Source organism: Rhizobium tumorigenes, from assembly GCF_003240565.2.
Classification (GTDB): domain Bacteria; phylum Pseudomonadota; class Alphaproteobacteria; order Rhizobiales; family Rhizobiaceae; genus Rhizobium; species Rhizobium tumorigenes.
Map to the genome: position 1 here is coordinate 808376 of NZ_CP117256.1, position 26036 is coordinate 834411.

The window sequence follows — 26036 nt, forward strand, 5'->3', positions numbered from 1 at the left end:
TCAATTTCATGCTGCAACGCAATGAAGCACGTCTGCCTTTACGCATATTTAACCTTTTATTGTGGGCGCCGGTGCGCGGCGAGGCTATGAACAGTGTCGTTCCTGTATAGCGCGACCAATCAAGCCGAAAAACAGACAGTCCTCTCAACCAGATGATCAGGGCGGGAGACCAGATGAACCGGCAGGATTTCCAAGCAAAGGTGACATTTCAGTGCAGGTTCATGAGGCCACCCAATGACGTAAATTACCGACTGCGACCATCTGAGAGCGAGAAGCGACAGGATGACTGGGCCGTCTGGCCTCCCATGCACCCCCCAATGCTTTAAATCCTTGAGCCACCGCTCCGGACGACCGAGGGTCCCCACTCATCCGAACGGTACACTCCTCATTCGCGCCCAAGGACGAAACTGGGCTTAGATTCAGAACAACGGTGATACGTCGAGCGCAAGCATCCTGACGGGCGGCGCTCGAAAACGCAGGACGCGCGGCGCGACCGAAGGAACCCCCTGACCATACCTCAAGTTTACAATGAAGTCGCAAGTCCCGGCTGTAGCGCTAGAGTGCTGCCAGATCGACGCCATGAAGCTTCAACATAGCTATGCGATTGGGCGGAACAAGCTTTGCGGCAGCGAGCACATACGCCTTTAAATTCGCACCCGGATTGGCCAATATCTCGCTGATATCCTTCCAATAGGCTTGGCTTAACAGGGTCCTGATGTCCCGCTCGACAGTCTCACTCGAAAGCGCCAGCGTCTGGGCTGACGCCCGTCTCCACACGAAGAAACGCGCCCGCAAGACATACATTTCCGATGGGGCGAGAAGGGAGGACTGACTCAAGATCGCCGACAGTTGGTCGGAGTTTTCGCTGGATGCCTGCCGTACCATGGCAAGGCGCGCCCAAAGATCGCCATCGCCGGGACTGCAGGACAGCGCATGTAGGATATAACGGTCCGCGCGCTCCATCGCCGTTGCCCAGTCTTCGTAATGAGCGACAGAATCCTGGAGATCCAGATCCCTGAGGATAAATGCGAGGCCTCCATCGAGAATATCCGACCGGCACTCGTTGCTGCTAACAATTGCTTCGGCTTGAGAGGCGTAGCGATCAATTACTGCCTTGTTTGCAGAATCACCGGCAGTCAGCGTTGCGTTCAGATAGAAAAGATCTGCAAATGTAAGCGTCGCCTGCAGTTGGCGAAATGCCGAGACCATCAGGAAGATTGACAGGCCTATATACAATAGGCCCGTGGGATTAAGCCGTCGCGGCAAGTTCTTAATCTTCACGATAGTAGCTTGTATATCGGGAGTGATAATACTCACTTGAACCGTAGGCTCGATACAACTTCATCTTGTCATTGTCGACCTTGTTCAGAATGATACCGGCGCATTTCTCGATAATTTCAATGTTAGCGCGAAGTGTCGAACGTACAACCTTCCGTGTGGTCTTGCCCCACTCCACCACGAACAGGAATGAATCGACCTGTGCCGCGATAGCGCGCGCATCGACAACCGGTGCAAGCGGAGGTAGGTCGAGAATGACGTAGTCAAAACTCGTTCTAACGCTGTCCAACAGATCGGTCATCTCCGATGAGGATAATAGCTGAGACGAATGAGGGATGTTGTGTTTGACGACCGCGGGCAGAAATGCGAGGCGCGTTTTATCGCTCAGCAGCAGTAGATCCGCCAACGCCAGTCTCTCGGTTAAAGCTTCAACAAGTCCGACTTGCGCATGCTGAGCGAGGGAGTGTGTCGAGCCTGGATTGCGGAGATCGCAATCGATCAACAGCGTCCGGGCACCTTGCATGGCCAGCAATTCGGCGAAGTTCATCGAAATTGTTGACTTTCCTTCACTCGGAAGAGTTGAAACGATACCGATGACCTTGGCGCCAAGGCCTTTTCTGGAAAGGTCAACCGCCATCTTGGCTCCACGAAGCGTTTCGGCAAACGCTGACATGGGGTGGTCAACCACATAATTCGACATGGTGTTCGTGCGGCGTATACTGCGGGTATCCCCATCGCCACTGGCGGTCGATTTGGTGGCTTTACCGACCTTTACGAGTGGTGCAAGTCCAAGAAATTCGAGCTGAAGCTCGTCTCTGACCTGTTCTCCTGTCCTGAAAAACCGGTCGCGCATCTCCCTCAATCCGGCGACCCCCGACCCGAGCGCAACTCCGACGACACCAAAAAACGCAACGACCAGCACCTTGCGTGGATATTTCGGCTTATCCGGCTTGACTGGGCGGGTGATCACCCGAGCCTCAGTTATCGGAAAAGACTGCTGCTGAACGGCTTCCTGGTATCGTTGCAGGAATGTTTGGTACAGGTTTTTGAAGGAGTCGGCAGCACGCTCCAGCTCACGAAGCTGCACACCAGTTTCACCCGCAAGTGCGCTTTCACCTCTGGCTTTTGCGACGCTGTCGGTCAGAGAGTTTTCTCGCGCTTGAGCGACATCATACTCGCTTTTGTAGCTCTCCTGATATCGGGAGAGCTCTTCAAACATCAATCGTTCGTATTCTTTCATTTCAGCCCGGAGCTGCACTGCACGAATGTGGCCCTTTCCGAGGCGGTTCGAGATATCAGCCTCGAGTTTCGAGGCCGTCAGATACTTTTGGCGCAGCTCGTTTGAAACCGCGCTATCCAGCACATCCGCAACGACAGCGTCCGACTGACCGTTTTGGACGATCTGCTGAATACGCTCATATCTGGCTTTGGTTTTCGCAGTGTCGGACTGGGCAACGATCAGTGCACTGTTGAGCTCAGAAAGCTGTTGATCGCTGATCAAGGTTCCCCCGGCAGAGAGCAGCCCATTCTCCGAGCGGAATTTCTGGACAGCATGGTCACTGTCCAATGCCTTTTGCTTCAATTCGTCGATGCGAGCCAACAGCCAATCGCTTGCGCGACGGGTCGAATCATATTTGGAATCGAGCTTGTCCACTATATAGGCATCCGGGATCGCATTGGCGATGCGAGCAGACAAGTCGCCCGAGGGCGACGTAAAACTAATGTTTAGAATGTACGTGCGTCCGACACGCGTGATATCCATGTCGTCCTGCAGAAGGGTAAGCGCATCACGCCTGCTTTTCTCGGTCAGATCCGTATCGATATCGCTCGTGACAAACCATTTCATCGGATTGAGTTTGCTAAAAAACGAGCCAGAAGAGGCCATGAAGAGCGAATCTTGCCCCAGATTCAGCTTGTCAACGACAGCAAGGCCGATCGTATCCGATTTAAGGACTTCCACTTGGCTCAGAATAGAGACCTCATCATCCCCGCCAGTCAAGCTATCGTTCTGGGTCAAGCGATTGACTAAGCCGTCATTGCCACGGTCAATCAGCAAACTGGACGTGGCTGTGTAAAGGGGAACGGCCGTCAGAGCATAGGACACGCCCATAATGACTGCGATAATCGTAGCAAGGGCGACAACTGTCCATTGCCGTCGGACAATCGCCAGCAATTTTTCGATGTCGATGGCATCATTTGGCGGCCGTTGTTCGAACCAGTCATGCTGTAATGTAGAAAGTCTTTCTGGAGACAGCATTGTGTTTTTCTTTCTTCAAATAGAGCAGACTACCGTGACGCTTGCCTCTACTGAATAACTATCCCACGTTTCAATAAAATTAAGGATCACTAGCCAGACAACACTTAAGGTAAAGAATGCGTCACAATGCTGGAGCGAATCACACTTTTCGCCGTGCTCAGATCTTTACGAATTATTCCAATCCACACCGGAGAGAATTCGCGGTCGACAGCAGAACTTGGGGGTGACTATCGTATAAGAAATGACATTTTAGCCCCGGGGACCGGCTATAGTCACTCTCGAGCGCGTCCTTGGACAGGTAGGGTGTTCGGAATTACCCCGGGCACTCGAGCGATTTCAAAATGTGAACTGACCGTCTCTTTCACTCGCGCAAAGCTTGACCTTAAGGTTGGGCAGCTTAACTTGCTGGACTTGTCGAGTTGCGCTGGGTAGCCGTACGTGAAAATCGAGCCGAGCTTCCCGTTATGAACGTTGTCGTTTCGGTTTTCGTCCCTGAATCGCCACCAGAAGTTCCGCCAGACGAAAGTCCCGGATTGCCCCCGCCTGTGATGCCGGATGCGGAGGTCCCTGCCCCTGTCGCACCGAGCGATGCGGTCAGCACATCGTTCAGGCCCGCCGCAAAAGCAGTCGTTAATTCATTATCGTTGGCAGCCGCAACCTTTTGTTGAATGAGCAGTACATATTCTGGCGTCGTGACCTGACAGGATTTTACCGCCCGTGCTAGGCCCGCGCCGATCGCAGATTTCTGTGGACTGTTTGCCCGAGCAACGAGCGACATCATCGGATCCAGAACTGCAGTGCTGGAACCCGTCAGCCCTCGGACTTTCGAGCTCATTGGCAGCCCCGCGGCTGGGAAGTCCGATAGCAATGATGCCGGCTGCGCGAGGAACGCGGCAATATCAGTGTCTGCCAGCCGGGCCGGCGCGACGAAGCAGCCGGGCGAAACCTGTGCAACGGCCGATCCGCCCACGGTGAGCGTGGCAAGAGCTAGGCCGAACGGAACGCAGTACTTAAAGGAGGAATGCACGGACGACCCCACAACTAAATCATTACCATTGTGTTAACGTGCTACACCGCCAGCGGATATCAAGCAAGAAATTTAGTATTCCCTTTCCGGGTTCCAGCTGTAAATTCTGAAATTTCCGAATTCGTGGTTAAAAAATATCATAATTTAACCTTATATGCTGTCGTAGATCGACAAATGCAGATCCAAAATATATTTTCAGGTTCTTTTACTCTCGCTTGGAGGCAGCAAACGAGCTCAGACTCCAATAACCTTGAAATTTAGATGCATTGGATTTTCGCTTGATGCTTCAATTACCGCCGTTGCATTCTTTTTTGAGGTTCGAATGTCGGCTAATATCAGTTATTTTATAATCTCGATGTATCGTTCGTTCCAGCATAGGATGTTAACCTGCCGTTCAGTAACGATTGAAGAGTCAATTTACCCATAATTGTAAATTGAAAAATCCGTAGGTCGATGCGAGTTCACAAAATTTGGGATGATCTTTTCAATGTTCGGCAATATGGAATTACGGTCGAAGGTGACTGCACCGTCCATCATACAAGCGCTTTACGTGCTATCCCTTACGTTGGCCGTTTTGCCGCTGGGTGCTGTTCATTCCATTCCCCTGAGTTTGGCGACGATCTTCTCGTGTTTTTTGGCTCTCGTTGCGACGAAAGTCTTCGGGTTGCCGGTTCGGACGCGCTGGCTGTTTACAGCTGGTCTCATCCTGGCTACCACGACTACAGTCTGGGTAGAAATCCAAAGCATGACGACCATCACAGGTGGGTTTGCCAATCCCCTGTGGCAAGATCTCGATAAGGCCTTTTTACGTATCACTGGAGCGATCTCCATCCAGCCCGCAGATTCGATCGCGACGCTGATGTTTATGGCTGTTCCCATGATGACGTTTCTCACGGGGTTGATCATCAATCGTTCGGATGAGGACGGGCGGCACATGGCAGCGGCCCTGACGGTTGGGGGTGGTCTATGCGCCATCTACGGCCTTATTCAGTTCAACTTTTTCCCGAACACCAATATGTTCTTCCCAAAAGTCGCATATCAAGACAGCCTCACAGCGACCTTTGTAAACCGTAACACTGCGGGAACCTTTCTGGGCCTGGTCTGTCTGGCTCTCGTCCGCTACGGCTGGTCGTTGTCGAGAAAGATCTCTTGGATGGCGTTATTGCACCCTGCGCCATCAGGCCACATACGCAGGAGCTCTCTCCTGCCTTTCTTCTCGTTCATTGCACTCTTATTTGCCTGCTCCGTCGCGGCGTTGCTTCTGACAAAATCACGTGGAGCGATCGCGAGCGCCGCCATAGGCACGCTCTTTCTCGTATTCTTTCTGGCAATCCAACCTATGAAAAAGACAGGTTTCTCCGCGCCAGCGTCTCGCATGAAGCGAGTTTTGCGAGGAGCGCTGGCAATGACGATTGTTGTTGGCCTACTCGTCGTCTTCGGTGGAAGGACCCTTTTAAGAGCTGAGACACAGGGCACCGACGATGCCCGGTTCTGCGTTCTTCCCGGAATTCTGGAAATGGCTAAGGGGGAGCCTCTGCTTGGCTACGGCTTTGGCACCTTTCGCTATGCTTTCCCACCTTACAGAGACGCTCGATGCGGCATTGTCTACATCTGGGAGCGCGCCCACAATTTTTACCTTGAAGGGTTTATCGGTCTTGGTGTCATGTTCGTAGCGCTCGTTTTCATCGGTTTATCCGCCCTGCTGATTGTCCACGTCATCGGCATGTACAAAAGACGCACTATGCGTTCGTATTCCGCGCTCGGGTTCGCCAGTATCCTCCTCGTTAGCCTTCATGGCCTTGTCGATTTCTCGCTCGAGATTCCTGGTATGGCTTCCTATTTTGCGGCTATAATAGCCACCACATCTTCCGTTTCACTTGGAAGGTCACCCCACCGGGGGGAGCGGCAAATCCGTTCATGAAACCCGTCGCTGGTAGGGTTCAACCCTACCCTGCCGTGACTATACAATGCGGCAACCTTTTGCATACTGTCTGCACAAGCACGCCTACAGCCAGCCGTTGCTCTTCGGCTTTGCGATTCGACGGCTCCATAAATTTCCGGGCACGGTCTCCCGCTTAACAGGTGTGCTAGGTAATGTGCCCATTATGTCCAGTCATAGTCGTAAGATAGACGTCCTGTCCGGCCCTGCCCCGTTGCTGCACATCGGATGGAGCCTGCACGACGCCGGTCCGCAGCTCTCAGTCTAGCGGAATGGCCGATGTGTTTCGGCATGCAAATTTTGCGTGCCGATTGACAGGCCGAAGCCTTCGTCAAAAACCTTCAGGCGCACCTATGTCTCGGTCAATCCCATCCCGGACGCCGAAACGGTCATCGCCCAACTGCCATTGTGGTTCGAGCACTACAACACGCTTCACCCGCTCAAAGCTATGGGGTCTCGATCCCCGCGGGAGTTCTTAGACCGTCAAACAGAAATCTGATCCTGTCCGGTTTTTATGGGGAAACTCCACTTCGGCTTTGGAGACCAGATCTATCGAACTCGCTTGAACTGTGGGCGGATGTTATCAAGATAGTGCTGCCCAGGCGATGCCGACCCGACCATCGCCAAAGCCGCCCGCTCTGGCACATCACGAAACAGACGTTCTTCGCCATTTTTAAATCTTATGCGAAGTTGGCCATCCGTCTGGCTAAAAAAAACTGATTTAATGATGCGGGAGGACACAGTAAGCTCTCTCATGACGACCTCGTTGTCTGGCGATATGAGAGCTTTCCCATACAATTTTCAAAATTGCGTAAAACGACGACATGAAGAAAGGGTTACCTCGATCCGAACTCAAGGACCTGCTGACGCAGTGTGATGGTTGTGAACATCTGGGGCAAGCCCAAGCCACCGGACAGTTCCGCCGAATTCCATGCTCAGCAAAGGCTGGCCGCAAGATCCGCTAGACAACCACAACGTCCGTTTGGCGAGTGAAGGGAGAGGCGTCCGCTCGATAACCACACAGCCGTCGCAGATTTCTCACCAATATCCCACCCAGTCACGGGACATACGACGAGACACTAACCCAATCGACAAGCATATCCTGGGGCAAGACTGAATCTTCCGGGGGCCCTGGCCAATCACCGCCGACCGCGACATTTAAAAGCATATAGGAGGGTTGGTCATCGAAAATCCATCGCTCGCCGAGGGGGATAGCCGTTTTGGTTACAGTCTTGTATACGGCTCCGTCCAACAGCCATGAAACACGCCCAGGCGTCCATTCAATCGCGTAGATGTGAAAATCATCTGACAGGTCGCTCGTCGCAGTCTTCTCACCCGGTGAAGCAAAATTTGGCCCGTGTAAATTGCTGTAGACAGTGCGAGGAGCGGCCGCCGTATTCTCCATAACATCGATTTCGCCGTTGGCGGGCCACTGACCCCGATCGCCCATCAACCAAAAAGCTGGAAGGAGGCCTGGGCCGCGTGGAATTTTAATGCGCGCCTCAAACTTTCCGAATTTCAGTGAAAACCGTCCCATGGATTTAATGCGGCCTGATGTATAGCTACCATCGGGCTGCCTACGAGCGGTAATTACCAAATTCCCACGGCCGTCTTGTCGGATCGTTGTAACCTTATCAGTGTAGGTTTGACTCTCGTTATTTCCCCAAACCTTACCTGAGCCAAGATCGTAGGTCCACTTTGTCGGGTCCAATCGGCTCATGGCAGTGCCATTGAAGTCATCGCGCCAGACGGGTTTAAATGTCGCCGCAGGCGCGGCACTGGGAGCGGTCAAAATGAGCGCCAAGACCAAAACACCCTGCTGTAGCTTGAACAATGCCTGCTCCCGCGGCGCCCAAAACACAGCCGCCGTCATTATTAAGATGCTGCGCCACGTCAAGAAGTGAAGTGACTAGTTCCGCCCCACACGCAAAGCCTATCCCGTCACACCCTCGATGTGTTTGCGGTTTTTACGTGATCGCCGGTTCGCATAAGCAGCAGCATGAACGCAATTGGCGTCGTGGAGACATACCGCCACAGCAATTTACGGGGCTGGGTCACCATGCGGTGCACCCACTCGGTTCCAGTCCGCTGCATCCAAAGCGGCGCACGGCCATAAGTACCAGTTACATAGTTGAAACACCCGCCGCAGCTGACGAGCCATCCAGCCGAAATCCGATGCCGGTTGCGAACACAAAACGCTTGCTCTTTCGGCTTGCCCAATCCAACCCAAACGATATCGGCACCGGAAGCGTTAATTTCAGCGCACACGGACAGTTCCTCTGCACTCGAGAAATAGCCGTTCCTAACACCTGCAATTATCAGGGAAGGGTAAAGACGCCGCATTTCTGCCGCGCAGGCTTGCACAACATCTTCACTTCCACCCAACAGGAAAAAAGACTTGCCACTTTGCTGTGCAGCATTTGCCATATCGTGAAACAGGTCGGTCGTCGCACTGCGCTCAGGAACCGGCGACTTCGTCAGCAATCTGGATGCCGTGACGAGTGGCTGTCCATCGGCATGGATGATATCTGCGGCATTCAAATCGTCGCGATAGCTTTTGTTAAAAAGCGACATCGCCAGACCATGGCCATTTATGTCAAAAAGCAATCTGCTCGTCGAGTCATCGGACGGCTTGGTGTTTTGCATGATGTCCACGAGATCTTGTCTCGAAACGCAAGCTGTTGAAATACCACCAATGGTAACTCGATGAATGTCTGCCGCCACGTAAGCCCCCTTTGCATCCGGAAATATGCAAATATTCTAAACTGCGACGTAGACACGACCGCAGTATCATACTTACTAAAAAGTTAATTGTAAGCAACCCAAGTAATCGGATTATTTCGCAATGCAATACGAATCTTGGTATTTGGTTAGCTTGCGCAACAAAATATGACGGTTTATGAGGAGTCATGGTCTGCGCTGCCGCTCTCATGCAGTGAGGAAGGCTCACGGAATGTATTCTTGGCAAGTTACTAAGACCGGCTCAAGGGCGCTGGTGCGTCACCAGCCGATTTCTACGATGATAGTGCCGTTACTTCATATCGAGGATTAGATCACGAAGGTAATTCAGCCTTTTTTTTGCCGAGGATCTTTGCCGGAATAGAGTCTGGGAGACTGCGCCGTTTGCCTGAAACTGCTTTGAAACAACTCAATGGACCCATAAAAGGGCCGCCGTGCTCTTAACCATTGGTTTACTTTATGGATGACGCTGCTATTTAAGTGCGATATAGCACGCCGCGTAGAACTGCTTCTAACGAAGCGAGATATTAGCCAGTTAATGGGGGAACTCCTTTGTCAGATTCGATTTCAGATATTCGGAATCCTACGGCCGCAGTGGAGTTTAGTAGCAGTCACTTGCAACATGTCATCAAAAGGCTAATGGATGTCGTAATTTCCGCATTCGCGTTGATACTACTTGCGCCCTTGCTGGTCGTAATACTGGTCGCTATTCGCGTAGAGAGTAAGGGATCTCCTATATTCACACAGATGCGTTGGGGCCGGAATGACACCAAGATACGTGTCTTAAAGTTTCGCTCCATGCGTTCAGATCTCGGAGATCCTACAGGCGTAGCTCAGACCGTAAAGGGAGACCCTAGGGTTACTCGGGTTGGAGCAATTTTGCGAAAAACAAATCTCGACGAGCTTCCGCAACTAGTGAACGTGTTCAAGGGCGACATGTCGCTGGTAGGTCCGCGGTGCCACGCGATAGGCATGCTTGCGGGAGGCATGCAATACGAGGAACTGGTGCCGCGATATCACGAGCGCCACTCCATTCGCCCAGGTTTGACTGGACTTGCGCAAATGCGTGGACTGCGCGGTCCGACGGACCGGCCTGCAAAGGCTCGCGCAAGAATTTCCGCTGATCTGCATTATGTCGAGAATTTTTCACTACTTCTGGATATGCAGATTTTGGTCGGCACCGTCATTTCAGAATTGCGCGGCGGCAAGGGTTTTTAACCGTACAGTCAGACAAACCCGCAATTTCTTAAAAACGTAGTTTGTCGCTCATTGCACGGTCTGACCTAGGACATTCCGTAGCATTAATGCGTAAGCAGCGCGAACGGTGTGGCTTCACAGGCACTGCCCTCCCCGGTTAATCTCGAGTTTCCAACAGGCAGGGTAAAGTTTTGATGGTTTTTAAAGATGCGGTCGCATCTGGTTGCAATTTATGATTGCCCTTATCCAGAGGTGGCTACGGAGTTATGTGAAATCGGAAATTCGACGTCCTCGGTTGGCTTTATCGGCTTCCGATTTTGTCGCTATATACGCAATCGGAGACGTCCACGGGTGTGTGGAGTTGCTGAGAAAAGCCTATGAGAGTATTTTAAAGGATAGACCAGCAGTCACGGGTAGAAAGCTTGTGGTATTCCTGGGAGACTACGTCGATAAGGGTCCGGATTCAAAAGCCGTTTTGGAATTTCTGTGTCAGCCTGCTCGCGAAGGGGTGCACCATGTTTGCCTCTGCGGAAACCACGACGCCGAATTTTTTCGCTTCCTTCAGGACCCGAAGTCCAATCTCGGTTGGCTCGAATTCGGCGGTGTTAATACGCTGCGGTCTTATGGGATTGACACCAAGCACATTTTGAAAAACGGTGGCGGACTAAAGGTGTTGCAACGAACCGTCAGCCAAGCCATCCCGGCACAACACATCGAGTTTCTTTCATCTTTGCCGACGATGCTCAAGGTTGGAGATATTGTGTTTGTGCACGCCGGAGTGCGACCTGGCATTTCTCTGACGGAACAGACAGACCACGATCTCTTGTGGATCCGCGAGCCATTCCTTACTGAGGGACCGATGCTACCCTTGTTTGTCCTCCATGGACATACCGTCACGGCAAGACCCGCTTTCGGTAACCGCAGGGTAGGCATAGACACCGGCGCCTATGCGACCGGTCGTCTCACTGTTATCAAACTCTCCCAAGGCACGGTGTCAATGTTGCAGTAGTCGGTTGACTGTGTTTACCACCAAGGGCACGCCAAAATGTTCGCATGGCACCAATAAGAAGACCCCCTGGCATCGCGTCAAATGTGCGGTTCAAATATGCGTGCCGCCATTGCGATTGCACGGGCATCAATACACCTGTTGTCCTTGCACCGATGCCCGCACAGCCCTTACTAGGCAGTATCGCGACCGCCTCGACGCTGGCATCTGCACTAGTCCATAAATACGTCGATGGCACGCCGCTCTATCGTTTGGCCCAGGCCTTCGAACGCGCCGGCGTTCCCGTCAGCCGCGGCGCGCTGGGGCATTGGGTGATCGGATCGAGCGAGAGGCATCTCTCCCGCATCAATCACGAACTGAGACTTCGACTTCGGTCCCACCCGCTCATCCAGGGCAACGAGACGACGGTCCAGGGCCTGAAGGAAAAGAACAGGGAGGCCACCAGCACATCATACATGTGGGCCTATCGGAGTGGAGAGGACAGCAATGAGCCGATCGTGCTGCTCGATTATCAACCGGGCCGCGGCATCCACAGGCCTTCATCAGCGGTTACCCGGGCATCCTGATGAGCGATGGCTACACCGCCTGGCGGACGTCGACAGGGGCCACCCAGCTGGGATGCATGGCGCATTCCAGGCGGCGCTTCGTCGATGCGCTGTAGACAAGGAAGAAAGGTGGTGGCCCGCCGGAGCGGGCGTTGAAGTTCTTCGAACAGCTCTACCGAATTGAAAGTCAGGCAAGAGACAAAACTCCAGATCCCGGAGAGACGAAGGCCGACTGCATCCACGGTTTCCGCCGGCAGCACAGCGTCCCCCATCCTAAACGCTCTCAAGGCATGGCTCGCCGACATAGCACCGAAGGTCCTACCTGATACCAAGCTTGGAGATGCCGTGTCCTACACCCTGAACCCATGAGAGTAGCTGACGCGCTACACCGAGGACGGCAGGATGCCGATAGACAACAACCTCCTCGAACGCGATATCAGCATTTTTGCGCTGGAAGAAAATGCTGGCTGTTCAGTGACACTGTGGACGGAGCCAGGGCCAGTGCTGTCGTCTACAGCATCATGCTGGCCTGTCTCGCCTTCGGCGTGGAGCCCTTGGCGTATCTGCGCCACCTCCTCACGGAATTGCTGCAGCGTCCAACCGACGCAGACATCACCGACCTGCTACCATTAAACTTCACCAAGACCGCTGCTGTCTGATCCCATACGAGTGGCCGACAAGCGCCCAGCTCAAACGGTTCGCGTCAGTGCGCATGGAAATGCGCCCTTACGCACATCCAACGTCAAAACCCTGTCGAAAGGACACTTGAGACGCAGGTCGGTTGCCAAAGGACGCCACCCAATTCTGAGAACGGCGAACGGAGTCGGTGAAATAATGACCAGTCAGACGAGGCCTCACTGAAAGCGCAGAGTGGATAAGGGTGGCGGGGGAATTCTCCCAAATAGTCCGCATCTTTGAATTCGGCTTTTCGCAGTATGCCTTTAAACTATCAAAAGGCTCTGTTTGCCAAATTGTTGGCATCAGTTGATTGAGTGTGCATTGTTCTTGGGCAGTTTTGGCAACAAAAATGCAGTGTGTGGTTACGGCGATCTCCGTACACGAATTACCGGCACACCTTCACACAGCTCTGCTTTGGCTATATCCGTCACTGTTCACGCATGCCCTTATGAAACGCATCGACGAGTGGTCTTGCAATATATTGAGCGAATGTCCTCTCGCCGGTAGAAATAATGACATCCGCCGGCATTCCAGGAAGTAGCCTTCCCCGAATTTCCGTTGGTATGTCTTTGTCATCGACCTCAACCCTGGCCTCGTAGTAAGGCGCTTCGTTTGCCTTGGTGGGTTCCATGACGTCCTGTGAGAGAATTGTGACTTTCCCAAATACAGCTGGCGTCGTCCTGCTCGAAAAGGCAGAGAGGCGAACCTCAGCCCTCAGGCCGATTTTGACATTATCGATGTCAATTGGTCGAATTTTTGCAGTAACTATAAGATTATCGTCGAGAGGAATGATGTCCATGACAGGCTCGGCAGCGCGAATTACGCCTCCTTTCGTGTGAACACGAATATTCTGTAACATACCCCTTACCGGAGCGCGGATAACCGTCCGGTCCAATACATCCTTCGCGGCGCCTACTTTTTCTAAAGCTTCGCTGAGCTGGTCACGCACATCTCGGAGTTCGCCGCCCGCCCTCTCCTCAAATTGCTGGTTGACTTGGACGATTTGCAACTGGGTCTCGGATATTGTCTGCCGAAGCTTAGCAATCTCAGAGTTAATTGATCCCCGATCCCCTTGCATATTTAGCTGCGCTCGGGTGACCTGCGAAATCTGATTTACGGTGACGGCGCCATTCTGCATGCCCTGCGTCAACCTTCGCACTTCTTCTTGAAGCGATGAGGTCTGCTGGTCGGTGGCATTTCTCTGGTCTAAAAGGCCCGAGACAGCTTCCTTAAGTTGGTCTGCGCGGGCTTGAAGAATGGCAACCTGGCCATCTCTGCTACGCCTACGATCTTTGAAAATTATCTGCTGCAATCCGACCGCCGCCTCAATAGCACTGCTACTTTGCGCCGTCAGGTCCGGCGGTAAGGATATGGCGGGCAAGTTTGTGTTTTCGGCGATCAGGCGCGCTTCCTGGGCCTGCAGCTGCCCAACACGGTCCCTCAGATATGTATAGGTGCCTAATGCATGAGTTGGATCCAGCCGCAGAACAACGGCGCCAGGATCGACCACATCGCCCTCTTTCGCAACAATTTCTGAAACAATACCACCTTCAAGGTGTTGTACCGTCTTTCGGTTCGTCTCCACGGAAATCGTGCCATTGGCAACTACTCCGCTGGCGATAGGCGCCGCCGCTGCCCACGCACCAAACCCTCCAAAACCGATCAGGATTGTGATATATCCAGCTATGATGTAAGGTCTAGGGGTAAAGACCAATGCATCATCAGGCCTCCCAATCTCCGATGCAAAGCGCGGTTCGCCATCAAATTGTTGAGCTGTCGTGGGCATCAGTGGTCTCCTCAGGCGACGTGGCGGGGTTGCGGTGCGCTACCAAATGCACGCTCCGGGGCCTGCATCGCCTTGGGCTGAAAAATATCTCGCGTCGCACCAAAGGATTGGGCGCGACCATTTGCGAGCACAAGCGTCTTTTCTGCCAGCGCCACTAGGCTCATCTTGTGACTGACGAAGATTACACCTTTCATTGCGGCCTTCAGTTCACCGATGACTTGAAAAAGTGCTTCTTCTCCATCGCTGTCGAGATTGGCATTCGGTTCATCTAGGATAATCACAGCTGGATTGCCAAAAAGCGCTCGAGATAGTCCAATCCGCTGGCGTTGTCCGCCAGATAGCGAACTACCACCCGGACCAATCTGTGTATCATAGCCATTGGGCAGACTCTGTATCATCGAATGGACCCGGGCCGCAGTGGCCGCAGCGATAATCTGCTCTGGCAAGGCATCGGACTGAAAACGCGAAATATTTTCAGCGATGGTACCAGCGAACAGTTCGACCGATTGGGGAAGATAACCAAGGTGCCTGCCGAGATCATCTTTCTGCCAATGCTGCAACTCCGATCCATCAAGCCTTACCGCACCCGAATGCGCTGGCCACACGCCAACCAACGCCCGGACCAAACTCGATTTGCCGGAACCACTAGATCCCACGACGGCAACCGCCTGACCGGGCTGCACATGGAAACTTATACCCTGCAAAACAGCCATCCGCTGCCCTGGAGCCACAACTGTCAGTTGATCCACCACCAATCTGCCATGTGGTGCTGGCAATTGCGTTCTGATCTGTTCAACCGGGACATCGCTGAAAATTTGAGACAGCCTACTGTAGGCTTGTCGTGCTCCGACAAACTGCTTCCATTGGCCAACGACTTGGTCAATTGGCTGCAGCGCGCGGCCCATCAAGATCGAGCAAGCGATCATAGATCCCCCCGAGATCTCCCCTTCTATTGAGAGATAAGCCCCAGCACCTAGTATTATCGTCTGCAATGCCATTCGAATGAACTTTGAAAGCGACTGCAGTGCGCCTCCCCTATCACTCGCAATCACTTGCTTGACGAGCATGGTGCGGTGCATGTCATGCCATCGAGAACGAAGACTATGCTCCATGCCAAGTGCGCGAACGACCTCGACGTTTTGAAGTGCAGAACTAGCGAATTGCTGAGCTGCTTGGGCATGACCGCTGGCCTCATTCAACGTCCTCTTCGTCATGAATTCGTTGAGAATGGCAAGGCCGAAGATCAGCAGGGCTCCCACCAGTGAGATCACGCCGACAAGTGGATGGAAGAGAAAGCAGACGATCAAAAACACGGGCATCCAAGGAAGATCGCAAATAGCAATCAGGCCGGGGCCGGTCAAAAAATCCCGAAGTCGATCAATGTCCGAAAGGGCAAACTCCGATCGTGCCTGAGGTTGCCGTAGCGTCGTTGTGACAACGCGGCTAAATAGGCCGTTTGAAATCATATCATCGAAGCGAAGGCCCGCGCGGACTAGAATGCGAGATCGAAGCCATTCCAGTAGACTGTAGATGGCCAACAGCACTAGGGCAAGGCTTGTAATCATTAGCAAAGTTGTTTCACTGCGGCTATGGAGCACGCGGTCATAAACCTGCAGCATATACAAAGGCGACACAAACATAAGCGCATTGATGGCGACGCTGAAAACAATTATTGATGATAATATTTGCCGATAGCTCCTCAAAGCGGCGACGAAAGGATTATCGATTTTCATAAGGACACCTTCGACATCAGAAATATACTCGGTGATCGCAACCATCTCGTTTGGTACTTCGCATTATTACGATGTGCGCTGAAGAAATGATAAACATCGCATTTTCGCTAGAATGATGATTAATGCACTGTTCCTTCAAGCGACGCTGACTGACTGTTAAAAACAGGAGTCGAGTGGATCGATCCGTAACGGGTAGTCCATACAGGATCCCTCTGTTGCGCCGGCATGAGACTTTGAGGAAATACGTACCGGGATCACATTTTAAATTTCCGCCTGGGCCGGTGCAGACTGGGCGCAGTGATACACCCTTAGCGGACGAAGCGGCTTCATGACGCATCTAGCAGCCCAACGTAAGTTCACTGTGCAGCCGCCGGAGCCGTCGACTATGTTCGAGGCCAAGGCGTGCTCACTAACCCAATGAACTTCTTTCTCGAGTCGTACGTCTTTTAGCGAGGCGAAGGTCGCCCAATGGCCCAATGCTCGGCTCCGGTATGCGTCTGTTCGCAGACCCATCTCGCCTTGATCGCGGCCGCCAGCACTTTCAATGTCGCATCGACCGGCAAGTTGGACAGGTAGTATTTGCGCTCGTCGTTTGATCGCCATTCGCCAACTAGCCACGCCGCTTCGCCCGGCATGTGCTGCTGTTCCTTGTCATAGATGCGCTGCGGCGTGCCATCGGCGATCCGGATGCGCAATGCTGCAAACCGTGCGGTCAGGCAACCTTTTGTGCCGCGGCGCCAACTGACCTTCTTCCAGCTTGCAGATGCCAACAGAGGTGGCTCGGTTTGTCTGAACAGTTTCGGACGTTTCGCTAAGTGGACTTCCGCCTCGATTATGCCGCCACCATCATTGGTGCCAGCGCGTTGAAGTAGGCCTGATCCGGTGTCTGCCGGTCAAGGGATGAATGTGGGCGTCGGCTATTGTAGAAGGTAAGATATCGGCCGATGCCGACGCGGGCCTCGGACACGGTGTTGTAGGCGTGCAGGTAGATTTCCTCGTATTTGATCGACCGCCAGAGCCGTTCGACGAACACGTTGTCCCGCCACGCACCCTTGCCGTCCATCGAGATGGCGATCTCCGCCTTCTTCAACACGGCGGCGAAGTCGACAGAGGTAAACTGCGACCCCTGGTCGGTGTTGAAGATGTCGGGTTTGCCATATCGGGCAAGCGCCTCCTCAACCGCTTCGATGCAGAAGGCCGCTTCCATCGTGATCGACAGCCGCCACGACAGAACCCTCCGGCTGAACCAGTCCACGACGGCGCAGAGATAGACAAAACCGCGAGCCATCGGAACGTAGGTTATGTCCATTGCCCAGACTTGGTTGGGCCGGGTGACCGCCAACTTGCGCAGAAGATAGGGATAGATTTTGTGCCCAGGCGCTGGTTTTGAGGTGTTTGGGCGGCGATAAATCGCCTCGATGCCCATCTTCTTCATCAGCGTGGCGATGTGCAGCCGCCCAGTTTCCAGCCCTTCTCCCCTCAAGAGCCCTTGCAACATTCGACTTCCGGCAAACGGGTAGTCGAGATGCAGTTCGTCGATCCGGCGCATCAGGGCAAGATCGCCGTCAGGCACTGGACGAGGCAGATAATAGACACTGCCACGGCTGAAGCCGAGAAGCTTCGCCTGGCACACAACGGATAGCTTATGCTCGCGGTCGATCATTTTTTTCCGCCCAGCAATCCCGCCTTGCCGAGCGCACCGGATAAAAAATCGTTCTCCAGTGTCAGTTCGCCGATCTTGGCATGAAGCGTTTTGACATCGACGGTTGGACCGGCCGGTTCGGCCTTGGTTTCATCGCCAAAAACGCCTGTCGCCCCTTCAAGGAGCTGGTCTTTCCATTGCTTGATCTGGTTGGCGTGCACGTCAAACTGCTGGGACAACTCCACCAGCGTCTGCTCACCTCGGATGGCGGCAAGTGCCACCTTCGCCTTGAAAGCCGGGCTATGGTTCCGGCGCGGTCGTCTTGTCATGGTATCTCCTGTTCCCGGCATCTAAGCCGAAGTCAGGCAGAAATTCCACTTATCCTAGCTGTGCAGATTTCCCGAGCCAGCTCTTTTCTTGTGTCCAAGCTTCTCCAGAAACGGCTGCAAAAATGCTGAAAGCTCTGTATCCCAATCCGCCATATCGCGCCCCAAAAGTGAGACCGCAAATCATCTCAAACCAGACTTGCCAGAATCTGCCAAGGTAGTTCTAGCCTTAGTCTCTCGATCTAATTCTAGAAAATCATACGAGCCGATTTGAACTTTCGCCACAATTTCTAGAGGAGGAAGTCAGATCCATCAGCGTGAAGTGATGTTACGCTTACGTTCGAAAGATAAATCTGTGAGTCCGCAATGTGGTCGCCGTTGATATCGATACTGACCATTGAACCGGTACCGCTGGCCGTCACCTGGACCTCCCCCGCCGTTCCCGAGAAGGCATTCGTATAGATGAAAGACAGTTTGTGGTCGGTAATGCTCGAGAAGTCGATAATGTCGCCCCTGGTGAAATCAGAAATTATGTCACGGTTGTTGGCACTCGACTCTAAGACGGAATTGTACTTGAAGGTATCGTTTCCTGCGCCCCCCGTGAGGATGTCAGCGCCCAGTCCACCGATCAAGACATCTCGACCGCCGCCGCCAGACAGTTCATTGTTTCCCGCATTGCCGGTCAATAGATTGTTGTTGCCGTTACCGACTGCATTGATGGCGCCGCCCCCCGTCAACGTCAGATTCTCCACATTGTTTTCCAAGGTGTGCGAAACAGACGAATAGACACTGTCGATGCCACCGGTCGACCACTCGGTAATCGTATCCCCTGCATTATCGACGTAGTAGGTGTCGTTGCCGGCGCCACCTATCATCGTGTCGGCGCCAGCGCCTCCATTCAAAATGTTGTCGCCATCGTTGCCGTTAAGAATATTCGCGAGGGTATTGCCAGTCGCTGTCATATTACCGGTGCCTGTTAGCGTCAGATTCTCGACGTCATCGCCTAGCGTGTAGGCCACAGAGGAATAGACAGTATCATTGCCACCACCGGCTAGTTCAGTGACCACATCCCCTACATTATCGACGTAATAGGTGTCGTTGCCGGCGCCCCCGATCATCCTGTCGGCACCGAGACCGCCGTCCAGGACGTTGTTCCCCGTATTGCCTGTCAACGTATTGTTGAGTTCGTTGCCGGTTCCGCTGGTGTTCCAACCTGCAGTGAGCGTCAGGTTTTCGACATTGGCCCCAAGCGCGTAACTTATCGACGAATAGACGGTGTCCGTGCCGCCGCCAGCCAGTTCCGTAACGATATCGCCTGCATTGTCAACATAGTAGGCATCGCTACCGCCGCCGCCGATCAGAGTGTCGGCACCAGACCCGCCATCAAGGACGTTGTTGCCCCCGTTGCCGATTAGGGTGTTGCTCAGCCAGTTGCCGGTCGCATTGATGTTGGCGAGCCCTGTCAACGTCAGGTTCTCAACATTGTTTTCCAAAGTATGAGAAACAGACGCGTAGACGCTATCGATACCGCCTGCCGACCACTCGGTGATCGTATCGCCGGCGTTGTCGACGTAATAGGTGTCGTTACCGGCGCCTCCGATCATGGTGTCGGCACCGACGCTGCCGTCCAAGATATTGTTTCCAGCATTGCCGGTTAGAACGTTGTTTAGCCAGTTGCCGGTGGCGTTGAGATTACTAGTCCCAAGTAGGGTGAGATTTTCGACGTTGTCGGCAAGTTTCAAATCGATCGACGAATAGACACTGTCGATGCCACCCGTCGACCATTCGGTAATCGTATCCCCTACATTATCGACGTAATAGGTGTCGTTGCCGGCGCCCCCGATCATCCTGTCGGCACCGAGACCGCCGTCCAGGACGTTGTTCCCCGTATTGCCTGTCAACGTATTGTTGAGTTCGTTGCCGGTTCCGCTGGTGTTCCAACCTGCAGTGAGCGTCAGGTTTTCGACATTGGCCCCAAGCGCGTAACTTATCGACGAATAGACGGTGTCCGTGCCGCCGCCAGCCAGTTCCGTAACGATATCGCCTGCATTGTCAACATAGTAGGCATCGCTACCGCCGCCGCCGATCAGAGTGTCGGCACCAGACCCGCCATCAAGGACGTTGTTGCCCCCGTTGCCGATTAGGGTGTTGCTCAGCCAGTTGCCGGTCGCATTGATGTTGGCGAGCCCTGTCAACGTCAGGTTCTCAACATTGTTTTCCAAAGTATGAGAAACAGACGCGTAGACGCTATCGATACCGCCTGCCGACCACTCGGTGATCGTATCGCCGGCGTTGTCGACGTAATAGGTGTCGTTACCGGCGCCTCCGATCATGGTGTCGGCACCGACGCTGCCGTCCAAGATATTGTTTCCAGCATTGCCGGTCAGAACGTTGTTTAGCCAGTTGCCGGTGGCGTTGAGATTACTAGTCCCAAGTAGGGTGAGATTTTCGACGTTGTCGGCAAGTTTCAAATCGATCGACGAATAGACACTGTCGATGCCACCCGTCGACCATTCGGTAATCGTATCCCCTACATTATCGACGTAATAGGTGTCGTTGCCGGCGCCCCCGATCATCCTGTCGGCACCGAGACCGCCGTCCAGGACGTTGTTCCCCGTATTGCCTGTCAACGTATTGTTGAGCGCGTTGCCGGTTCCGTTGATATTCAAATTCCCGGTCAGCACCAGTGAATTGGCGACAGCATCCAGCGTCAGGGAAAAGGTGTCCGACGTAACGACATTCGGAATTCCCATCTGATCGTGCAATTGATAGGCATGAATGTAGTCTATCTGCATGTCGGCACCGGTGAAGTTGGCATCCGTGTCTCCACCCCAGGCGCCGCCGATTGCCAAATTTGTCACCATGTACATGGGCTGGTTCATGTCAGGAGGGGTCGCAGTGCGAAAAACCTCCTCGCCATCAATATACCATACGAGATCCGTCTTCGTCCACAAAACCCCATAGGTGTGCATCCCCGCGGACACGTCGCCGACCCATGAAGAAATCCCCGCCATGGTATGGGTGCCATCCGCATTCGAATGTGCAGTCAGGATAGCCGAGGACGTATCTTTTCCAAGCGTTTCGAAGACGTCCAGCTCCGGCGGCCAGCTACCGTTGGCTGGCAGAAGCCAGAATGCTGGCCAGGTCCCTGTCTCCGAGGGCATTTCCGCACGTATTTCGAAATAACCATAGGTTTGCGAGAAGGTACCACGCGATGACAGCATGCCGGATGTGAAATCTTCGCCCGTGGACTGTTTCACGGCAGCGCTTGCGCTTTCGGCATGAATGGTCAACACCCCGTTCGTCGTCGAGAACGGATTGATGCCAAGGCCGAGATAGTCCTTGTCCATGTAAACTTGGGACTCATCACCATGAAGTCGTCCGGACGCGCCGTCGTGGAAGGAGGTCCGCCAAGTGCCGCCGTCCGCCTGGAGGCTGACACCGTTAAATTCGTCGGCAAAGGTCTGGGTCAGCTTGGTGGTATCCAGTGCGTACTGGAAATCGTTAGCAGCGAAATCGGCAAGCTTGTGGTTGCTAAGTGTCAATGTTTCTCCCGCGTTTAGCTGGATGACAACATTGTTGCCGACTTGCGACATATGCGACGAAAGGCTCTGAAAACTGGTGAAACCGTAGCTCCCGAGCTGGATAACGTCCGAGCCAAGCGCACCGGCTTCGAAATCGGTGATGATGTCCGAACCGCCGCCGACACGAACAATGAAAGTATCACTACCTGCGCCACCGGTCATGACGTCATTGCCTCCTGCTCCGTAAAGCTGCTGATGTCCAGCGCCGCCCGTAATCACATTGTCGAGCGCATTGCCAATTCCGTAGGTATTGTCGCCCGTCAGTTGCAGGTTCTCGAGATTGGAGCCCAGCGTATAGTTTTTAGAGGTGATAACGAGATCATTTCCGCCCCCTGTTTCCTCCTGGATGACGTTAAGGGCCGAATAGGAATAGTACGTGTCATTCCCGCTGCCCCCGACCAGAGTCACCGCGCCATTGATACCGCCCAGCGTGTCGGCGAACCCAGTACCGATCAAGGTTTGCCCAGAAAATGTCGCCCACTGCTTAACGCCGGAGTTACTTGCTGCCATGACCTGTTCCCCTTTTCTCAGATGGTAACAAGCAGCTCTTTTGAAATGGTGAATCACGATATTTCAAATTTAAATGTAATTACGAAATATCTCATGCATACAAAATATTCAGCCCCGATATTTCGCTTACCAAAACGTTTTTTAAGTTATTTAATACAATAATAACCACAGACGTCAGGCGCTATAACTAGCCGCAAAAATCGGTTTCGTAGATTGTAGTGAAGCTCAAGCAATAATAAGGGGATCGGCAATCTTATCGACGAAGAGCCGACCTGCGCGGAAGAAGACGCGGGTCCGCTCCAGCTCCCCACGCGCTTGGATCGGGCGAGTGATCAACCACCATCGACCAATGCGCAGAAGACACGCCCCGCTTCAACAAATCCATTCAAGAAACTGGATTGCTATCGGCCGGTTCTCCCGTAAGTTCCAAGCTGTCATTCTCATGATTGACTGGTCTGATTTGGGCCAAACGCCAAGACTGACAGCCATGCGGACATCTAGCTTGGCCTGTCACCATTCACGTCGCCAACAATGACACAGGCGTGACTTTCGTTGCCGAGGGTTTGCTGCACCAACGCTATGACGTTGCAAACGGTTTTTTCGCGGGCGCCGCGATGGCAACCAGCGGGCGGCTCACCGCGTCCTCTTGGACTTTATCCAGTCAATAACTCTATCAAAGCTGGCCCCGCAGATAGACTATATAAAACATAATCATGCCGACAGCAGAGAGTGCGGATAGAGTGGCGATACTACAAATAAAAATTACCAACAAACGCAGGCGCCAGTCGACGACAAGACTGATTTTCTTTGTTGATATGATTTCGCTCATCACGTAGATATAGGTAACGTTAATGAAATGTCTAACAATATTTTCACTGATTGGCCCGCGCTGCTCGTTCTGACTGCACTCTATTAAGCGCGCTGAACGTCCCTAAATCAAAGAGTTGTTATGCATAGCCGACAAAGACCCACCGAGGAACGTTTGGCACTGGAGCGTAGGCACTTCACAACCTCTGAAAAAAGGCTCTACGTCAAGCAATCGCCGTGGAGCAAGCGCCGTGAAACTTACTTCGGGATCTCGATGGGGGTCTTGTATCAATCTCACGGGCAAATCAGTGTCCACGATGTCGAGTTTCCAGACACAATATTGGCCGAATACGAAAACCTCGATGCCATGCTCGTAGATTGGGTGAAGTTGTAGTGGCACTTTATCTGACACCAAGCAGCGACGCACTACAAAGCGGTACCCGTAGGCGCCTGTCGAAAGAGATGCACTTACTGGATAAAAGCCATTTGCCCGACCTGAGAGAGAGGTGACCTTTCGTACCGGAGACATGGGTAACACTTTTCGCTTTTGCGGAAGGTGCTGATGCCGCTGAGAGAAACTTCGGTTATGGGGGAACGTCTACGATTTGTCGCCCGGCTTCTGGAGGGCAAGGGAAGAGCGAGGTCTGCCGGGATTTCGGCATATCGCGCAAGATCGGCTACAATATCTTCAACTGCTACAGGCAAGATGGCCTGGAAGAATTGACGGATCGCTCCCGGCGGCCAGTGCGCTATGCCAACCAGTTGCCCGATGCCATCGAGACGATAATCGTCGCGACCAAGAAGAACAAGCCGCACTGGGATGCCAGAAGATCGGGGAATTGCTGATCAAGAAGCTTTCCGGCGATGTGCGTGTGCCCGCCCACAAGCACCGTTTACGCCGTTCTCGACCGGCATGGCCTTGTCACCCATGCCCGCAGGCGACACCGCAACAAGGCCGAAGGAACGGACCTGTCCCAAGCCCTGTTGCCCAATGAACTGTGGTGCGCCGACCTCGAGGGCGAGTTCAAGCTCGGCGACAACAGATACTGTTACCCATTGACTGTCACAGACCAGGGTTCGCGCTTCCTTCTTGTCTGCGAAGCCTTCGAATCGACAAGCGAACAGGGTGTCTTGGATGCCTTCCATCGCCTGCTTGCCGACCGCGGCCTGCCGCAAGCGATCCGCACCGACACTGCCCTGCCCTTTGCTTCACCCAACGACCTCTTCAATCTATCGAGGCTGTCTATATGGTGGCTGCGGCTGGGGAGCGCCATCGAAGGCATCAAACCCGGCCGGCCACATCAGAACGGCCGGCACGAGCGCATGCATCTCACTCTCATGAAGGAAGCGACGCGACCGCCAGACAGAAACATCCTTCAGCAGCAGGCGCGCTTCGATGCCTTCATTCACGAATTCAACAACGAGCAATCACGTAAAGCGCTCGACATAAAAGCCCCTGCCGACATCTACACGGCATCGACAGACCCTATAGCGGCCTGCCGGACGTCGAATAAGCGATCGCGGTGTCGACGACCCAGTCCTCTTTCTCGACGTCGGGGTCAGAGAGGCCTGCCCGTGCCATATCGACGCCGATCTGTACGAAGCGCTCGCGTTCCGGAACAGTGAGATCAGGCAGCGTCTCCATGTCGGCTCGCAGCCACTCCTGCGAGTCCGTGTCGTCGAACGATAAAGACGTCTTGTCGTAGGTTCGAGATGGACTGCTTAATGACCTCGATATGTCTGACGCGACCTGCGAGCCGCTTTGCGTCTGGAACGCATCAGTGCTTCCTCTTGCCCCCCAGTTTCCCAGAAGCGGCCAGGAATTCGTCGACGGCGGACTGGTCTTCGGGATGCTGTCCAATGCGCATGCCATACCCACGGTCTGCGGACTCGAAGTGAATGTCTGCACGCGATAGGTTCAGAAGATCGGACACGTCGGAGATGTTAGCTTCTCCCGCAACCCCCATCCGCAACAGGTCGTTTTTCCCGATCTCGACGTCGTCGTGGTCCGCCGCAAGCTCGGTCGCTGCCGATGCTGCTTCCACCGGTCCCACACGCGGCGATCTTCAGGGCGAAGCTTCCCGACAAGATGTGCATGCGACTTGCAATAGAGGCGTCTACGTCTGGTACCAAGGCGGAGCCGCCAGGCTTGCCGCACAGTTCGCACGTCATCGACGACTTCGCCCATGCTAGGTGCTGCCACGCAAAACACTTCTCGGAGGCCGCCGCACAGGACTGGTCGTAGCTCGCTTCTATCTGCAGGCAGCCAAGGTGACGGCGGGCAGAGGCGAACCGGAAATTCCTATCTGGATTCATATTGGAGGCATGGACGATCAAGCTGAGCACGATGCTGTGCCAGCCCCAAGCTACGTCGACGATGATGCCCTTCATCATTAAGGCTTCCGACCAAGCTTGATCCACCCCAGCGTCGTGCGCGCGTACTTTCGGTGACAGTCGACGTGGAGCAGCTGTCTTTGATCTACGATCGCCATGGATTTCAGAGCGTTCTTGCGCCGTCTTTATCCAAATTGGCCTAACGACGCTGCGCGCGTGCAGCGAGCTCATCTCGTACCATGTCTGCGTGCGCGCGCGGTTGCCTGGTCGTCCCTTCAGGTGGCAACCAAATCGACATTTTCACCCCAACCGGCGGACGTAACGCATCCAGTGAAAGCAATTTCGACGACGACGGAAAGAGGCTATAGAGGGTCTCAACTGCAACGCTGAGTCGGTAAATCGCATCTCGCGGTCCTGTTTTTGGGTCCCATGAGGTCGACAAATGATCGAGTTTTGCCTGAGCGCTGTAAATTATCTTTGGACCTAAGGCTATGAAAGCTAACACCATTTTAGATTGACGCGGATGATGTTAACGTCTCGTTAACCAAAATGCGGTTGCAGCACGTCCAGAATCGCTGCTTAGTGCAAGCATCGGAGCAACGCCATATTTCCGCTTGGCAACGCTATTTAGGATAATCGGCTTCTGAA

At 53.6% G+C, this 26036-nt stretch carries 15 protein-coding genes and 4 pseudogenes; 6 read left to right on the forward strand and 13 right to left on the reverse strand.

The window, feature by feature from the left end:
• Positions 1-555: 555 nt before the first annotated feature.
• The 3 genes from PR017_RS21510 to PR017_RS21520 all read right to left on the reverse strand — a co-directional run bounded on the left by PR017_RS21510 (position 556) and on the right by PR017_RS21520 (position 4562).
• Complete coding sequence (locus tag PR017_RS21510; RefSeq protein ID WP_279619541.1) at positions 556-1317, reverse strand: hypothetical protein; 762 nt, start codon at positions 1315-1317, stop codon at positions 556-558.
• Positions 1271-3535 carry a polysaccharide biosynthesis tyrosine autokinase gene (locus PR017_RS21515; RefSeq protein ID WP_111221276.1) on the reverse strand — a complete coding sequence of 755 codons (2265 nt, stop codon included), beginning with the start codon at positions 3533-3535 and terminating at the stop codon, positions 1271-1273. Before PR017_RS21515 ends, PR017_RS21510 begins: the two co-directional genes overlap by 47 nt.
• A gap of 397 nt (positions 3536-3932) precedes the next feature.
• On the reverse strand, positions 3933-4562 hold the full coding sequence (locus tag PR017_RS21520; protein WP_133255621.1) for a hypothetical protein: 630 nt from the start codon (positions 4560-4562) through the stop codon (positions 3933-3935).
• A 487-nt stretch (positions 4563-5049) separates the two neighbouring features.
• Here PR017_RS21520 and PR017_RS21525 point away from each other — a divergent pair, with 487 nt between their 5' ends.
• A complete protein-coding gene (locus tag PR017_RS21525) occupies positions 5050-6483 on the forward strand; it encodes an O-antigen ligase family protein (protein ID WP_161959349.1) in 1434 nt (477 codons plus the stop codon).
• Between the two features lie 254 nt (positions 6484-6737).
• Positions 6738-7000: pseudogene (locus PR017_RS21530) on the forward strand (hypothetical protein); the annotation flags it as partial.
• 50 nt (positions 7001-7050) lie between these two features.
• Here the strand turns inward: PR017_RS21530 and PR017_RS21535 are convergent.
• The 3 genes from PR017_RS21535 to PR017_RS21545 form a co-directional block, all read right to left on the reverse strand.
• A complete protein-coding gene (locus PR017_RS21535; RefSeq protein WP_111221283.1) occupies positions 7051-7257 on the reverse strand; it encodes a KTSC domain-containing protein in 207 nt (68 codons plus the stop codon).
• A 301-nt stretch (positions 7258-7558) separates the two neighbouring features.
• Complete coding sequence (locus PR017_RS21540) at positions 7559-8335, reverse strand: glycoside hydrolase family 16 protein (RefSeq protein ID WP_161959350.1); 777 nt, start codon at positions 8333-8335, stop codon at positions 7559-7561.
• A 107-nt stretch (positions 8336-8442) separates the two neighbouring features.
• Positions 8443-9225 carry a WecB/TagA/CpsF family glycosyltransferase gene (locus PR017_RS21545; RefSeq protein ID WP_206423197.1) on the reverse strand — a complete coding sequence of 261 codons (783 nt, stop codon included), beginning with the start codon at positions 9223-9225 and terminating at the stop codon, positions 8443-8445.
• Positions 9226-9792: 567 nt separating this feature from the next.
• Here PR017_RS21545 and PR017_RS21550 point away from each other — a divergent pair.
• The 3 genes and pseudogenes from PR017_RS21550 to tnpC form a co-directional block, all read left to right on the forward strand.
• The gene (locus PR017_RS21550; RefSeq protein ID WP_240539052.1) at positions 9793-10458 is read left to right on the forward strand and encodes a sugar transferase; all 666 of its coding nucleotides are present in this window, start codon (positions 9793-9795) and stop codon (positions 10456-10458) included.
• Between the two features lie 334 nt (positions 10459-10792).
• Positions 10793-11446 carry a metallophosphoesterase gene (locus PR017_RS21555; protein ID WP_240539053.1) on the forward strand — a complete coding sequence of 218 codons (654 nt, stop codon included), beginning with the start codon at positions 10793-10795 and terminating at the stop codon, positions 11444-11446.
• 71 nt (positions 11447-11517) lie between these two features.
• Positions 11518-12647, forward strand: a pseudogene (gene tnpC / locus PR017_RS21560) (IS66 family transposase); the annotation flags it as partial.
• 446 nt (positions 12648-13093) lie between these two features.
• On the opposite strand, the gene PR017_RS21565 reads toward tnpC, so the two are convergent.
• From PR017_RS21565 to PR017_RS21585, 5 genes and pseudogenes are all read right to left on the reverse strand, one after another.
• The gene (locus PR017_RS21565; RefSeq protein ID WP_111221282.1) at positions 13094-14452 is read right to left on the reverse strand and encodes an HlyD family type I secretion periplasmic adaptor subunit; all 1359 of its coding nucleotides are present in this window, start codon (positions 14450-14452) and stop codon (positions 13094-13096) included.
• Between the two features lie 11 nt (positions 14453-14463).
• Positions 14464-16230, reverse strand: coding sequence for a type I secretion system permease/ATPase (locus tag PR017_RS21570; RefSeq protein WP_206423198.1), 1767 nt, complete (start codon positions 16228-16230; stop codon positions 14464-14466).
• Between the two features lie 446 nt (positions 16231-16676).
• A pseudogene (locus tag PR017_RS21575) lies at positions 16677-16958 on the reverse strand (IS701 family transposase); the annotation flags it as partial.
• 59 nt (positions 16959-17017) lie between these two features.
• Positions 17018-18156 (reverse strand): IS3 family transposase gene (locus PR017_RS21580; protein ID WP_279619542.1). Its coding sequence is split into 2 segments (ribosomal slippage): positions 17018-17898 and positions 17898-18156, totalling 1140 coding nucleotides; the frame shifts between segments, so codons are not numbered across the junction.
• Between the two features lie 287 nt (positions 18157-18443).
• Positions 18444-22247: a family 16 glycosylhydrolase gene (locus PR017_RS21585; RefSeq protein WP_111218137.1), complete on the reverse strand. Its 3804-nt coding sequence runs from the start codon at positions 22245-22247 to the stop codon at positions 18444-18446.
• 1369 nt (positions 22248-23616) lie between these two features.
• Between PR017_RS21585 and PR017_RS28530 the strand changes: the two are divergent.
• Positions 23617-24562: pseudogene (locus PR017_RS28530) on the forward strand (helix-turn-helix domain-containing protein); the annotation flags it as partial.
• On the opposite strand, the gene PR017_RS21605 reads toward PR017_RS28530, so the two are convergent.
• Together PR017_RS21605 and PR017_RS21610 are read right to left on the reverse strand one after the other, a co-directional pair.
• On the reverse strand, positions 24541-24699 hold the full coding sequence (locus PR017_RS21605; RefSeq protein WP_154677456.1) for a hypothetical protein: 159 nt from the start codon (positions 24697-24699) through the stop codon (positions 24541-24543). The pseudogene PR017_RS28530 and the gene PR017_RS21605 overlap by 22 nt on opposite strands.
• Positions 24700-24832: 133 nt before the next feature.
• Positions 24833-25099: a hypothetical protein gene (locus tag PR017_RS21610; protein WP_111218133.1), complete on the reverse strand. Its 267-nt coding sequence runs from the start codon at positions 25097-25099 to the stop codon at positions 24833-24835.
• Positions 25100-26036 lie beyond the last annotated feature (937 nt).

Excerpts from the sequence above, each read along its gene's own strand:
- PR017_RS21565 (WP_111221282.1), bottom strand. The coding sequence starts at position 14,452 with ATGCCCACGACAGCTCAACAATTTGATGGCGAACCGCGCTTTGCATCG.
- PR017_RS21605 (WP_154677456.1), bottom strand. The coding sequence starts at position 24,699 with ATGGAGACGCTGCCTGATCTCACTGTTCCGGAACGCGAGCGCTTCGTA.
- PR017_RS21585 (WP_111218137.1), bottom strand. The coding sequence starts at position 22,247 with ATGGCAGCAAGTAACTCCGGCGTTAAGCAGTGGGCGACATTTTCTGGG.
- PR017_RS21515 (WP_111221276.1), bottom strand. The coding sequence starts at position 3,535 with ATGCTGTCTCCAGAAAGACTTTCTACATTACAGCATGACTGGTTCGAA.
- PR017_RS21525 (WP_161959349.1), top strand. The coding sequence starts at position 5,050 with ATGTTCGGCAATATGGAATTACGGTCGAAGGTGACTGCACCGTCCATC.
- PR017_RS21535 (WP_111221283.1), bottom strand. The coding sequence starts at position 7,257 with ATGAGAGAGCTTACTGTGTCCTCCCGCATCATTAAATCAGTTTTTTTT.
- PR017_RS21570 (WP_206423198.1), bottom strand. The coding sequence starts at position 16,230 with ATGGTTGCGATCACCGAGTATATTTCTGATGTCGAAGGTGTCCTTATG.